This window comes from Paenibacillus sp. JNUCC 34 (assembly GCF_058269055.1).
Genome location: NZ_CM177770.1, coordinates 4,622,143 through 4,636,369, shown reverse-complemented (window position 1 = coordinate 4,636,369; position 14,227 = coordinate 4,622,143). Strand labels below are relative to the sequence as shown.

General features: G+C 46.4%; 13 protein-coding genes. 10 read left to right on the top strand and 3 right to left on the bottom strand.

Annotated elements, in window-relative coordinates:
• The first annotated feature begins 208 nt into the window (after nt 1-208).
• The 9 genes from AC2TF5_RS21775 (at nt 209) to ald (ending at nt 10,260) form a co-directional block, all read left to right on the top strand.
• Complete coding sequence (locus AC2TF5_RS21775) at nt 209-1,222, top strand: LacI family DNA-binding transcriptional regulator (RefSeq protein ID WP_491299212.1); 1,014 nt, start codon at nt 209-211, stop codon at nt 1,220-1,222.
• Nucleotides 1,212-2,153, top strand: a complete 942-nt coding sequence (rbsK, locus tag AC2TF5_RS21770; protein WP_491299211.1) for a ribokinase — start codon at nt 1,212-1,214, stop codon at nt 2,151-2,153. The genes AC2TF5_RS21775 and rbsK overlap by 11 nt, the downstream gene beginning before the upstream one ends.
• Nucleotides 2,154-2,184: 31 nt before the next feature.
• Nucleotides 2,185-3,252 carry a BMP family lipoprotein gene (locus tag AC2TF5_RS21765; RefSeq protein WP_491299210.1) on the top strand — a complete coding sequence of 356 codons (1,068 nt, stop codon included), beginning with the start codon at nt 2,185-2,187 and terminating at the stop codon, nt 3,250-3,252.
• Between the two features lie 88 nt (nt 3,253-3,340).
• A complete protein-coding gene (locus AC2TF5_RS21760; RefSeq protein ID WP_491299209.1) occupies nt 3,341-4,885 on the top strand; it encodes an ABC transporter ATP-binding protein in 1,545 nt (514 codons plus the stop codon).
• A complete protein-coding gene (locus AC2TF5_RS21755) occupies nt 4,885-5,973 on the top strand; it encodes an ABC transporter permease (protein WP_491299208.1) in 1,089 nt (362 codons plus the stop codon). Before AC2TF5_RS21760 ends, AC2TF5_RS21755 begins: the two co-directional genes overlap by 1 nt.
• Complete coding sequence (locus AC2TF5_RS21750) at nt 5,963-6,907, top strand: ABC transporter permease (protein ID WP_491299207.1); 945 nt, start codon at nt 5,963-5,965, stop codon at nt 6,905-6,907. The genes AC2TF5_RS21755 and AC2TF5_RS21750 overlap by 11 nt, the downstream gene beginning before the upstream one ends.
• Nucleotides 6,908-6,939: 32 nt before the next feature.
• Entirely contained in the window at nt 6,940-7,884 is a 945-nt protein-coding gene (locus AC2TF5_RS21745; protein WP_491299206.1) for a nucleoside hydrolase, read from the top strand.
• A gap of 36 nt (nt 7,885-7,920) precedes the next feature.
• A complete protein-coding gene (locus AC2TF5_RS21740; protein ID WP_491299205.1) occupies nt 7,921-8,838 on the top strand; it encodes a nucleoside hydrolase in 918 nt (305 codons plus the stop codon).
• Between the two features lie 288 nt (nt 8,839-9,126).
• The gene (ald, locus tag AC2TF5_RS21735) at nt 9,127-10,260 is read left to right on the top strand and encodes an alanine dehydrogenase (RefSeq protein ID WP_491299204.1); all 1,134 of its coding nucleotides are present in this window, start codon (nt 9,127-9,129) and stop codon (nt 10,258-10,260) included.
• Between the two features lie 93 nt (nt 10,261-10,353).
• Here ald and AC2TF5_RS21730 read toward each other — a convergent pair whose 3' ends face one another.
• Complete coding sequence (locus AC2TF5_RS21730) at nt 10,354-10,923, bottom strand: SLOG family protein (RefSeq protein WP_491299203.1); 570 nt, start codon at nt 10,921-10,923, stop codon at nt 10,354-10,356.
• Between the two features lie 193 nt (nt 10,924-11,116).
• On the opposite strand from AC2TF5_RS21730, the gene AC2TF5_RS21725 reads away from it, so the two are divergent.
• A complete protein-coding gene (locus tag AC2TF5_RS21725; protein WP_491299202.1) occupies nt 11,117-12,007 on the top strand; it encodes a DUF6612 family protein in 891 nt (296 codons plus the stop codon).
• 385 nt (nt 12,008-12,392) lie between these two features.
• Here the strand turns inward: AC2TF5_RS21725 and AC2TF5_RS21720 are convergent, their stop codons facing one another.
• Both AC2TF5_RS21720 and AC2TF5_RS21715 read right to left on the bottom strand, forming a co-directional pair.
• Nucleotides 12,393-13,277 (bottom strand): carbohydrate ABC transporter permease, encoded by an 885-nt coding sequence (locus tag AC2TF5_RS21720; RefSeq protein WP_491299201.1) that lies wholly within the window; start codon nt 13,275-13,277, stop codon nt 12,393-12,395.
• Between the two features lie 34 nt (nt 13,278-13,311).
• Nucleotides 13,312-14,217 carry an ABC transporter permease gene (locus AC2TF5_RS21715; protein ID WP_491299200.1) on the bottom strand — a complete coding sequence of 302 codons (906 nt, stop codon included), beginning with the start codon at nt 14,215-14,217 and terminating at the stop codon, nt 13,312-13,314.
• Nucleotides 14,218-14,227: the final 10 nt, after the last annotated feature.

Here is a 14,227-nt window from a genome sequence, read left to right as displayed (position 1 = left end):
CCTGAAGTGAGATACTACCCCGATGAAACACAGATGCGATAATACTTTAATGGGTCACAGTACTGCATGAGCTCTATTTCTGAGTTAAAGCTATTACAAGATGTATTCATGAACAACCGTGTTACTGCCAAACCGGGAGAACTTTTTTTACGGATTTGTGAAACCGGTTTCTCATGGGATTTCTTGCATAAGCGGAAAGGGGGAATCTATGAAACCTACCATTCTCGATGTGGCGAGACATGCTAATGTATCGAAGGCCTCGGTATCCAGAGTCATCAATAACAATCCTAAAGTGGATAAAAATATCCGTGAACGGGTGGAGCAGGCAATTGAGGAACTGGGGTACCGACCAAGTGCCATAGCCAGAAATCTGGCCAATAACACATCGAATATGATCGGATTGATCCTGCCTGATATTACGAACCCTTTTTTTCCGCTGGTTGCCAGAGGGATTGAGGATGCAGCCCATGAGTTGGGATACACACTGTTCATTTGCAACACGGACAATGACCCCAAGATAGAACAGGAATATATTCACAAGATGGCACAGCAGCAAGTCGGAGGAATCATTCTCATATCATCGATTATTGATGAAGACAAAATGAATGACCTGTTGTCAATACAGCTCCCTTTTGTTCTCTGTGACCGTACGATCTCCCAGACACCGTTCGATGTAGTAACGATTGACCATTACCGTGCAGCCTACGAAGCGGTGGAGCATCTGATCTCGCAAGGACACAAGAACATATGCCACATTTCAGGCCCACTTCAAATTCAGACAGCGGTGGTACGTAAAGAGGGCTATATGGATGCGATGCTTGCTGCGGGACTATCTCCACGGATTTGTGTTGGTAACTTCTCCTATGAATCCGGTGTAGAACAGATGAACCTTCTGCTCAATGGTGATTCGTATCAGCCGACGGCTCTTTTTGCGGCTAATGACCTCATCGCTTTTGGTGCAATGAATGCAATTAAAGCCAGGGGGCTGAGAATTCCGGATGATATCGCGGTGATCGGATGTGACGATATTATTTTCGGTCAGATGTACAATCCCGCACTCAGTACGATTTCGGTTCCTGCGTATCAGATTGGTGCAACGGCCGTCAGCCTGCTGAATGATCGAATGAAAGGGGAAAGGATGGATGCCAGGCAAATCATTTTAAAACATCAACTAATATATAGAGAAACCTGCATAGGAGGAACACGACAAGATGAGCTCTGACATTGTGGTCGTTGGCAGTTTGAATATGGATATGGTCGTTACGATTGACCGCCGCCCTGAGCGAGGAGAGACGCTTCTTGGTGATGATTTCTTTATGAGTCCTGGAGGGAAGGGGGCGAACCAGGCTTACGCGGCCGGACGTCTTGGCGCTTCAGTATCCATGGTTGGCATGCTTGGAGATGACCTGTTCGCGGATAAACTCCTGGATAATTTAAGTGGTGCTGGCGTTACAACAGAACATATTGCCAAAGTCGCGGATATGTCGAGCGGGATCGCTCTGATCACCATTGACGCTGACGGAGATAACAGCATTATTGTAGCTCCGGGAGCAAATCAACAAATGACACCGGAATGCGTTCAGTTTATGGAAGAGGTCATCTCAGAAGCCAAGCTCATCCTGGTGCAGCTGGAAATCCCGCTGGATTCAGTCCATGAAGTCGTTAAAATTGCGCACAAGCACGGTGTACCTGTACTGCTTGATCCAGCGCCGGCCCAGTCGCTTCCGGAAGAACTGCTTAGAATGGTGGACTACATCGTTCCGAACGAAAGTGAGAACTCTCAGTTGACCGGAATACAGGTCAAGGATGAAGAAACCGCAAGGGCGGCCGGGAAGAAACTGCTGGAGATGGGTGTCAAAACAGCTGTTTCCAAGCTCGGAGCGCAGGGTGTCGTTATTACTCAGGCCAGCGGCTCCACCTTCGTTCCAGGTTACCGGGTAAACGCGGTGGACACGACAGCAGCTGGAGATGCTTTTGCCGGAGCTTTTGCAACAGCTCTAGTGGCCGGGAAAACGCTAGAAGAAGCAGCGGCTTTTGCCAATGCGGTTGGAGCGCTGACGGTTACCAGGCATGGAGCGCAGGTCTCTATGCCTGATCTGAAAGAGACGGAACTTTTTGTCGAGGGATTATCCCAAGATAAAGTTTCCAAATAAATAAAAACAATTTTAAGGGGGATTTATCGGTATGAAAAAGATTGGAAGATTAGTGCTTACATTAAGCCTGGCTGCAATCATGATGGTTGTGGCTGCATGCGGCAACGACAGTGCAAAGCCTAGCGATTCGAACAGCGGTGGAGGCACGGATTCCGGCGGGAATAAAATGAAAGTGGGTTACTATGTAAACGCTACCTTGGGAGACAAATCCTTTTTTGACTCTGTTAAGCGTGGCCTCGATGAAGCTGAGAAGGCGCTTGGTTATGAAACCAAAACGATTGAAGGCGGAACGAACCAAGCAGACTGGGCTGCAGGTGTTGAGTCCATGGTTTCCGGTAAGGAATATGACGTAATTATTGTAGGTACGAGCCAAATGACGGAAATTGTCGCGGATCTCGCTGATCGTTATCCGGATCAAAAGTTCATTTTCTTTGATGATAAAGTGCCTAACAAGCCTAACGTGTATTCGATGACTTATTCCCAAAGTGAAGGTTCTTTCCTGGCAGGGGCATTCGCAGGTCTGGTAACGACAAGCACTGAGCTTGAAGGCGCCAATCCGGAAAAAACGGTTGGATTCATAGGCGGTATGGACATTCCGATCGTCAATGACTTCAAGTCTGGTTATGAGCAAGGTGCAAAATATATTGATCCAGAAATCAATGTTGTTTCTTCGTATATCGGTGACTTTGCTGATGCACCTAAAGCGAAAGAACTTGCGCTTGCTCAATATGCTCAAAAGGCTGATATCACTTATCAGGTAGCAGCTGCAGCTGGTCTGGGTGTTCTCGAAGCAGGTAAAGAGCAGGGTAAATACACGATTGGTGTAGACAGCAACCAGAACCCGCTGTATCCAGGAAGTGTATTGACTTCGATGTTGAAAAACCTCGATAATACAACACTGCGTGCATTGGAAATGTTTAAAGACGGCAAGCTTCCTTTCGGAACTGTTGAAGTGCTGGGTGCTAAAGAAGGCGGCGTAGGGCTGGCTAAAGATGACCTGTATGAGAAGCATGTTCCGCAATCGATTCGCGACAAAATGGCTGAAATCGAAGCAAAACTGGCTTCCGGTGAAATCAAGGTTGAGTCCAGCTTGAAATAGTTGAATCTCATCGTGTGGAGAGGGAGGAGCACTTCCCTCTCTGCTCATTTAAGAATTTCTTATCCCAATTGGCGGGGGTGTGCATGGCATGGCAGTATTGCTGGAGATGAAAGATATTCATAAGATTTATCCCAATGGGACAGTAGCCAATAGGGGAGTAAACCTCGAGGTACATGAAGGCGAAATTCATGCACTGGTTGGCGAGAATGGAGCGGGCAAATCCACACTGATGAAGATTTTATTCGGTCTGGAGAATCCGACAAGCGGAAGCATCGTTTATAAAGGACAGGAAGTTCATTTTCAGGGGCCGCGGGATGCAATACAGCAGGGGCTCGGCATGGTGCACCAGCACTTTATGCTTGCTCCCTCACTTACGGTTTCAGAGAACATCGTTCTGGGCGATGAGCCGCGTAAAGGAATGTTTAATATGTTCCGCGACCGGAAGACGGAGCTGAACAATATCCGGGAGCTTATTACGAGATTTGGTCTTAAGACCGATCCGGAAGCGGCGGTGGATTCGATCTCTGTTGGACAAAAGCAGCGCGTTGAAATTCTTAAGGTGCTGTATCGGGGTGCGAAGCTTATTATTTTGGATGAACCCACAGCCGTTCTGACTCCTCAGGAGACTGACGAGTTGTTTGATTCTATCAAATCTCTTGTGGCACAAGGCTACACTATTATTTTTATTACGCACAAGCTGCGTGAAGTTATGGAAATATCCGACCGGATTACGGTGCTAAAAGCAGGACAAACCATTCAGACATTATTAACCAAAGATACGAGCAAAGAAGAGATTTCAAGGCTAATGGTCGGGCGTGACGTGCTGCTTCGAGTGGATAAACAGGAACCACAGCTTCGCGAAACGGTGCTGGAATTGAAAGCGCTATCCGCAAATGACGATAAAGGTTTTCCGATGCTGAAGGACGTATCCTTTGCTATTCGCGGGGGGGAAGTGTTTGGCATTGCTGGGGTTGAAGGCAATGGTCAGACTGAGCTGGTGGAAGTGATCACCGGAATGAAACGGGCAACAGGCGGCGAGGTGCTCTATCTAAATAAGAATATACTCGGCAACTCCATTGGCGAAATTCGCAATATGAAGATTGGCCACATTCCGGAAGATCGCCAAACCACAGGCGCTTGTCTGACTTCGACTATAGAAGAAAATATCATTTTGGACGTCTATAGACAGAAGGAATTCAAGAAAGGTCCTTTCATGGACCGTAAGAAACTGAAGTTGTTCGCACAAGATCTAATGAAGAAGTTTGACGTGCGTGCGGCGAATGAAGAAGTGCTGGCCGGCTCCCTGTCGGGAGGTAATCTGCAAAAAGTCGTTATTGCGCGGGAAATTGCAAAAAGTCCAAAACTGTTAATCGCTTCCCAGCCTACCCGGGGCGTTGATATCGGCGCCATTGAGTTCATTCACCGCGAGATCATCAAAAAACGCGATGAAGGCTCAGCTGTGCTGCTCGTGTCTGCAGAGCTCTCCGAAATTATTAGCCTCAGCGACCGGATCGGCGTGGTGTACAACGGTGAGCTCGTAGCGGTGCTGGACAACAGCAAGGATCTGACGGAACAGGAAATCGGTTATTACATGCTCGGTATTAAGAAAGAAAAGAAAGGGGCGGCCGTCTGATGAATCAGAAGCGCTTTCTTTACTTGGATCTTGTAGGCATCATAGGCGCTGCTCTACTAGCGTTAATATGCGGATTCATTATCATTTTGTTTGTTAGTGACGACCCGCTGAATGCTATCAGCGCGTTTATAACGGGTCCCATCTCCAATGCTTTTAACATAAGTACACTGATAAACAAAGCGATACCGCTTATATTTACGGGTCTGGCTCTTGCAGTCGTATTTCAGACGAACGTGTTCAGCATGGGAGCGGAAGGACAGCTCTACGTTGGCGGATTTCTTGGATCCTTGTCAGCGCTGTATATTCCGGGCCTTCCCGCATTCATTCATATTCCAGTCATTCTGATTTGTGCAATGGTTGGTGGAGCGCTGTTTGGAGGGATGGCTGGTTTCCTGAAGGCAAAATGGAATGCGCACGAAGTCGTTACAACGCTTATGCTGAACTACGTGGCTATTATTCTGACTTCCTACTTTGTTAATAACGTATTTAAAGATCCGGAAAGTGGCGGTTTTGCCCGTATGCCTTTCTTCGAGAAAGATTTGCTTCTAGGGAAAATGTTTAACTCGTTTCCGGTCCATTACGGAATTATTGTAGCTCTGATTGCCGTCGTCGTTGTGTATCTACTCATGTATAAGACGAAGATCGGATATGAGCTGCGTCTGGTCGGTAAAAATGACAAGTTCGCCCGATATGGCGGGATTAAAACGAAACATATCATTATTATCAGTGTCATGATCAGTGGAGCCTTGGCGGGACTTGGCGGTATCGTCGAGCTGCTCGGTGTTCATGGTGCGTACAAAGACAGCTTTTCGGCTAAGCTCGGCTTTGACGGTATCATTATCGCGTTGCTTGCCCGAAACCATCCGATCGGTGTGCTGATCTCGGCCTTATTCTATGCTTATCTGCAGGTTGGCGGTCAAGTAATGCAGGCGCAGAGTGATGTGTCCCGCGAACTGTCCGTTATCATACAGGTGCTGCTGGTACTGTTCGTATCCGCGCAAGTTGTATTCAATTACTTGAAACAAAGAGCCATCATGAAACAGAAGACTCAAACCGGCGAAAAGAAGGTGAATACTCATGTGGTCTAGTATATGGATGCAATTTGCCGACTTAACGATCATCTATGTGCTGCTGCGCGCGATGACTCCAATCTTGCTTGCTTCTCTGGGAGGTCTCATCTCAGACATCACAGGCGTTACGAACATCGGTCTTGAAGGATTAATGCTCGTCTCAGCCTTTACTTCCATCGCGGTTGGTTCAGCAACAGGGAGCTGGGCGATCGGGGTTGTGTCCGGTGTACTGGCTTGTGTACTCATTTCATATGCCATGGGTTTCTTCCATCTCAAAATGAAGGTAGATATCATTATAACCGGATTCGCCATTAACATTTTTGGCTCGGGTGTCACTGTGTTCCTCATGAGTAAACTGTTCAACGTGACAGGGAGCTACAACCCGACAGAATTGAACAAGATTCCAAATGTAAATATTCCGTTTATCGAGAATATTCCGGTGCTTGGGAAACTGCTAAGCGGTCACAACCTCATGTCATGGATCGCACTGTTGTCCGTCGTATTTTGTTTCTACTTGCTGTACCGGACTCCTTACGGTGTGCATCTGCGGGCGATCGGTGAAGCTCCTGAATCTGCTAAATCGCTTGGCATTCCGGTGCGCAGGCTGCAATACTCCGCATTTGCATGGAGTGGCGTGTTTGTAGGATTAGCAGGTGCGTTTATGTCGATGGGGATGACGAGTATGTTCGTTAAGGATATGACAGCAGGAACCGGCTTTTTGGCCTTGGCTGTCGTGCTTCTCGGTAACCGTAATCCAATCGGAATTCTGATCGGTGCATTCATTTTCGGATTTTCCAAAGCGATTGAAACGATGCTGCAGACCATTCCGAACAGCCCAATTCCAAGCCAGTTTGTTCAAATACTGCCTTATGTCGTAACAATCATTGCGCTTGTCATTTTCGCTATCCGTAAACAGCGCAAAGGTGAAAGCATGACCATTGGTAACACGTAGAAAAAAATAAGTGATAAGGGGAAATGACACCGATGAGTAACGAAAACAAACGAAAAATCATTCTTGATTGCGATCCGGGACATGACGATGCTATCGCCATTTTGCTGGCAGCTGGAAATCCGGCCATTGACTTGGTAGCCATCACGACCGTAGCGGGTAACGCCGAAATTGAGAAGACAACACAGAACGCTTTGAAGGTATGCGAGATTGCAGGAGTCCGTGATGTGCCTATCGCAAAAGGTGCAGGGCAACCTATGGTCCGGAAGCGTGAAACGGCAGCTGACATTCACGGGGATTCCGGTATGGACGGTCCGGTGCTGCCGGAACCTACACTGAACATTGTAGAAGAACATGCGGTGGATCTGATCATTAGAAAGTTGCTTGAATCTGACGGAGACATTACGCTCGTGCCGGTTGGACCGCTGACGAATATTGCGATGGCTATGCGGCGTGAGCCTGCCATCCTGCCTAAAATCCAGGAGATTGTCATTATGGGTGGCGGTACGTTTGGCAACTGGACACCGGCTGCGGAGTTTAACATCTATGTGGATGCGGAAGCAGCCGCGGTGGTGTTTGAGAGCGGGGTTCCGATTACAATGATGGGCCTTGACGTGACACACCAGGCACTGGCCACGGTTGAAGTAAGTGATAAAATCGCTTCGATCGAGAATCCGGTCGCGAAATTTGTAAGTGAACTTCTTGTCTTCTTCCGTCAAACCTATAAGGATGTTTTTGATTTCGAGCATCCTCCTGTGCATGATGTGTGCAGTGTTGCATACTGTATTGATCCAACTGTGTTTAACTGCAAGAAGCTTCGGGTGGATATAGAGACACGCGGTGACTTCACGTACGGAATGACGGTGGTCGATACCCTGGGTGTCACCCATAAAGAACCGAATGTCAATTTCGCTCTCGGCCTGGATCACGGGAAATTCTGGAATATGCTGTATCAAACACTTGGCAATTATTCGAAATAGGATCACATCAACTACTTACGCTTGGGGGATGGAGAAATGAAGTCTGTTATTATTGATGTGGACACAGGAATTGATGATGCTCTAGCGATTGCCTATGCGGCCAAATCGCAGGAACTGAAGCTCATCGGCTTAACGACTTGTTTCGGGAACATACCGGTGGAGGATGCAACACGTAATTCTCTGCTTCTTGCGGAAATGCTGGGCTGTGATGTTCCGGTCATTCCGGGTGCGGAAAAACCGCTTACCCGAGCATCTCTTGAAGGATACGCCACAAGGGTTCACGGTAACAACGGCCTAGGCAACGCGGTGGCGCCTTTCACACCGAGCGGTCAGGCGCTGAAAGCACATGCGGCGGATTTTATAATCGAAGTGGTGCGAAACCAACCGAACAAAATTACACTTATTATGGTGGGACCTTTAACAAATTTGGCGCTCGCTATCCAAAAGGACCCCGAAATCGTAAATCTGGTCGACCGGGTTGTGGTCATGGGGGGAGCGGTACGCTGCCGAGGCAATGTGACACCTTCGGCCGAAGCGAATATCCATGCGGACCCGGAAGCTGCGGAATATGTGTTTAATTCAGGAATTCCGCTTACATTAGTCGGTCTCGATGTAACCATGAAGACACTCCTGCCACGTGAGCACCTGAAGGAGTGGGAAAAGCTTGGAACTGATTTCTCTAAACTGTTTGCAGAAATGACCCACTATTATATAGATGTATACGAAGGATTTTATCCTGGTATCGGTGGATGCGCGCTGCATGATCCGCTTGCGGTAGGTGTAGTCATTAATCCTGAATTTGTGAAGACACTGCCGATGCGGGTCGATGTCATCACATCCGGTGATGCGGTAGGACAGACGGTTGAAGTCCCGGATCGTGATTCTAACATTGATGTATGCGTGGAAGTGGATGAGAAGGCCTTTCTGGAGCATTTTCTTAGTAGAGTGATGTAAGTAAAGACGGAAGAAAAGAACGATCATTCGCCGCTGTCAATCAGAAAATTAACGTGTAACGACACAGCATGGGCTGTCCTCAGGTCTTAAGATGACCTTTTCAGGACAGCCTTTATTTATTTAAAAGTATAACATCGGAGTAAATTTTATCTATTGGGAGTGTTACAACTTTTCTGCCTGGGGGGTTTCTGAGGTAGCCTTCTGGTAGTATAATGGTAGAGATTACCTTTAAGTGGATAAAATGCTGCTTAAGGATGTCAATTTATTACGTTATGGGGGCTGAAGGCGATGATCATTGGGGTTCCAAAGGAAATTAAAAATAGTGAACACCGTGTTGGTATGACGCCAGGTACGGTGATAAGCTACAAAAATGCGGGCCACGAAGTTTGGGTGGAGTCGGGAGCAGGTGTCGGTATCGGTTTTACGGATGATGATTACACTAGCTCCGGTGCCCGGATCGTTTCCGATGCCAAAGAAGCTTGGGCTGCGGACATGGTGGTTAAGGTAAAGGAGCCGCTGCCGGAGGAATACGAGTACTTCAGGGAAGGACAGATTCTGTATACTTATCTGCATCTGGCTCCCGAAGCAGAATTGACCAAGGCACTGATAGATTCAAAAGTAACTGCTATCGCTTATGAAACAATACAGCTGGATGACGGCAGTCTGCCGCTACTTACACCGATGAGTGAGGTAGCAGGGAGAATGTGCATCCAGATCGGTGCGCATTTTCTAGAAAAGGCCCATGGGGGAAAAGGAGTCCTTCTGAGCGGTGTACCGGGTGTGGCACCAGGAAAGGTCGCGGTTATCGGAGGCGGCATTGTTGGAACTAACGCCGCGAGAATTGCGCTTGGAATGGGTGCGGAAGTAAGCATATTGGACATTAACCCGAACCGCTTGCGTCAGCTGGATGACCAGTTTCAAGGACGTATTAAGACGATCATGTCGGACTCATTCCATATCGCGGAAACCGTAAAGGAAGCGGATCTTGTGGTTGGAGCCGTGCTTATTCCCGGAGCGCGAGCGCCACGCCTTGTGACGGAGGAAATGGTGAAGCAGATGAGTCCTGGTTCCGTTATCGTGGATGTGGCTATTGACCAGGGAGGATCAATTGAAACGATCGACCGGATCACGACACATGACAATCCGACTTATGAAAAGTTTGGTGTTATTCACTATGCCGTTGCGAATATGCCCGGTGCAGTGGCACGTACATCCACGATAGCTCTGACCAACGCAACGACTCCCTTCGGCCTAAGAATTGCAAGCCAGGGGGTTCGTCAGGCATCGGCAACAAACAGAGCCCTAGCCAAAGGGATCAATGTAATTGGTGGGAAGGTAACCTATCAGGCGGTAGCCGAAGCTCACGGATACGTTCATACGAATATTGATGATTATTGGGCGGGCCTGGGGGTAGTAAATTAGGTTTTATCTGGTGGCTCGAAATGGTAATCATGGTTTTATTCATCACACAAATAACCGTCCCGGCAGGGGACGGTTATTTGTCGTTCGGAAATTTTAGAACCCATCATAAAACTCTTGTTCGTCGGTATCTTCATCTGCAACAGCCTGTATTTCCTCCGAACCAATACTAATGTAATGATAGCCCTCTTCCATATGCTTTTTCAGTGCACGCTCTTTCACAAATTTCGGACTGGCCTCACCCGAATCTTCATCATATACAAGCAGAATCCCGTCTGTTTTACGAAACAACAGCTCATCTCTGGCTTTAAATTGCCAGCTTCCCTGATAAGACTCTTTGCTAACCGCAGCGTAATAGTCTATTCCCTTGAGAATTTGCATATAATACTCTTTCTTCTCATCACTCCACTTTTCTTCTGGATGCGTATAGGCTGTAATAATGGAACATCTCAGCTGCGGATACTGTTGCTTTAACGATATGACGGCTTCACAGGCCCAAAGATCAACCCCGTATTGGCCTGGCGTGATAACCCACTCTAACCCTTCCTCGATCAAAGGAATCAGTCTCGACTCAATCGCTTTTTTTATATATGGAATTCCTTTGTGTTTGTTATTGTAAATACCGAGCTCATGAGCCCGGTAACCGGTAAGCAGGAGATTTTTCACTTAAGCAGCACATCCCTTGATATCTTTCATTGTTCATTAAGTGTATCGCTATGGGGCCGGGCAAGCAAGAAGGCGTATTTTTAGTGAGGAAAAGCATCGTATAACTAAGAATTCTCACAATTTAATGGAGGGGGTTACACTTTTTTCTGATTTGGGTAATGACAGTTGAATACATATTTGGGGGTGATTATTTTTGAAAAAATGGATAGTGGCATTACTCAGTGTAATTTTGGTGATGGGAATTACCGCATGCAGCACAGAAAAACAAACTGACGGAGGTGCTACCACACCGACAACAGAACAGCCGACAACCGGCCAAACGAAAGAACCCCCGGCAGAAGCTCCTAAGGAAGAGGAGTTTCCTACGGTTGATGAATTAGTTCAGAAATCAGCGGAGGCCAGCAAGAATATGAAGAGTTTTTCCATGGACACTGACATTAAACAGAACATTGTTGAGAACAAGCTGGAGCAGAATGTCGATATGGCGATGAAAGTGGATACGACCATGAATCCGATGGAGATGTATCAAGAGATTCAAATGAACATTCCTGGAAAAGGAAAGCAGTACATCAAACAGTACATTACACAGAACGGTGTTTATTCCTCGGTGGATGGTGAGTGGTTCCAGCTGTCTGAAGAAAACGTCAAAGATCTTATGGCGAGCATGAAGATGATAACGGAAGGTCCGGAGAAACAGTTGGAGCAGTTTAAATCTATCGTTAAGGATACAAAGGTGAGTGTGGAAGGTGATCAATATATCCTGACGGCTAACGTTTCCGGTGACAGTCTAAAGGAACTGGCTAAATACTACATGAACCAAGCAGGCGGATCGAATGCTCAAACTGCTGAGATGATGGAGCAGATGGACATTAAGAGCATCAAAATTGTTTACGGGGTGAAAAAAGACACTTATCTGCCAACGAAGTCAGACATGCATTTGATTATGAGCATGAGTCAGGCCGAACAAAGCGTTTCCGTTGATATGAAAATGAAAAGTACGTTCTCCAAACATAATGAAATTGAGAAGATTGAAATTCCGAAAGAAGCGTTGGATAGTGCAAAAAGTCCCGACAATGTGAAATAAGGAAAGAACGGTTTCAAACACTTTTGATGAATTTACTGATATGCCAAATGTCTTCATGGGCGGATCCATGGCGTAATAAGTAATGTTGTATGGTATACAACAAAGGAGAAGTAGATTGCCTAGACGTACTGATATTGTTGTAGATTCTACAACAATCCCTCCGGGAAAGAGGTAAATAAATGATTTCCTATTCCTATTGTTGTATTGCATGCAACAATCCGTCCTTTGCGTCTAAATGACGGAATAGAGTTGTACTTTATACAACACTTTCTATGTTGAATGATACAAATAGTAGGAATAACTCATTCGCGTAGTGTCTTACAACAAACAAGAGGGGTATCCTTAGGGTCAAATGACCTTAGGAACACCCCTCTAGCATCTGATATTATTCTTTGACACTCCCCATCACAATTCCTTTAATGAAGAACCGTTGTAAGAACGGATAGACGATCAGAATCGGGAATGCTGCAACGAAAATCTGCGCTGCCTTACTTGTACGATCTGATAACTTAATCATCAATTCGACATTCTCCGCCTTAATAAAGCGAAAATCCATTTTGATAATGACAGACTGCAAGAACGTCTGTAGTGGATAATTCTCTGGATGATTCATATACAACATCCCGTCAAACCAGCTGTTCCAGTGTCCCACAATCGTGAAGAGACCTGTTGTTGCAAGAGCGGGTAAAGACAACGGCACATAGATTTTCCATAACGTTTTGAAGTGACCGGCTCCATCGATTCGTGAGGATTCCTCCAGTTCCTTCGGTAAGTTGCGATAGAAATTAAGCAATAGAATAACGTTAAATACCGGAACCGCTCCTGGCAGGACCAAGGCCCAAATAGTATCCAGCATTCCTAACGACTTCACCGTTATATACATTGGTATGAGGCCGCCGCTGAAGAGAATCGTAAATACAAAAAACCAAGCATACCAGGTACGCAATCTAAACTGCGAAGTACTTTTCGATAAAGGATACGCCGTAACAATCGTCAACAGCATGCTTACTATCGTACCGAGCACAACGCGCTGAGTGGACACCCAGAAAGCTCGCAAGTATTCCGGCTTTCCGAATACGTTGTCATAAGCGGCCGTCGTGAAATCAACCGGCCACAATAGGACTTTACCGGCTGATGCCGCAGCTCCGGAGCTGAATGAGATCGCTAATATATGAACAATTGGCATAAGACACAACAAGGATATAAAAGTTAGAAAGATGAAATTGAATACTAGAAACACCTTTCTAGACCATGAGCTATGGTTAGGCACGATACGTCTCCCTTCTGAATTACCTGCTATCGCACTAGAAAATGCGGTAATTCGCTACACGATAAGCTAGCACATAGGAACATGAGATGAGAATAAAGCTTACGATTGATTTCAACAGACCTACAGCCGTTGCAAATCCGAACTGAGCCTGCTGGATCCCCATACGGTAGACGAAGGTATCGATAATATCCGCGCTTTCATAGACCGGAGGACTGTACAAGTTGAATATTTGATCAAACCCGGCATTGAGTACATTCCCAATATTCAGGGTCAGCATCAGAATGATAATCGGCAGCATGCCTGGAAGCGTAATATGAAAAGTCTGCTTGACGCGTCCTGCGCCATCGATATCCGCTGCCTCATAGAGCGACGGGTTAATATTCGTGAGTGCCGCCAGATAGACAATCGTACCGAAGCCGAATTCCTTCCATACGTCCGAGATAACCATCACATATGGGAACCAGCTGTTGCTGCCCAAGAAAAAGATTGGCTCAATCCCGAACAACCCTAGGACTTGATTTAAAATCCCGGAGGATGGTGACAAAATATCAATCAAAATACCGCTTAACAAAACCCAAGATAGAAAGTGAGGCAAATATACAAGCGTCTGAAAGGTTCTCTTAACCCATTCCTTACGCAGTTCATTCAATAGAATCGCGATCGTAATCGGAACGATCAGCCCTGCAATGATTTTCATGACTGCAATGAATATCGTATTAAAAAAAATACGGCCAATATCCGGATACTCCATCAACAATTGGAAGTTCTTAAAACCGATAAAAGGTGAACCAAACAACCCTTTATTCGGTATATATTTCTGAAATGCCATCATGATTCCTGCCATAGGGATGTAGCTGAAGATAAGAACAAGAATAATACCTGGCAGCAGCATTATATGAAGCGGCCATTCCTTTTTAAACATTCGCGTTAATCCACTCATGCCCTTCACC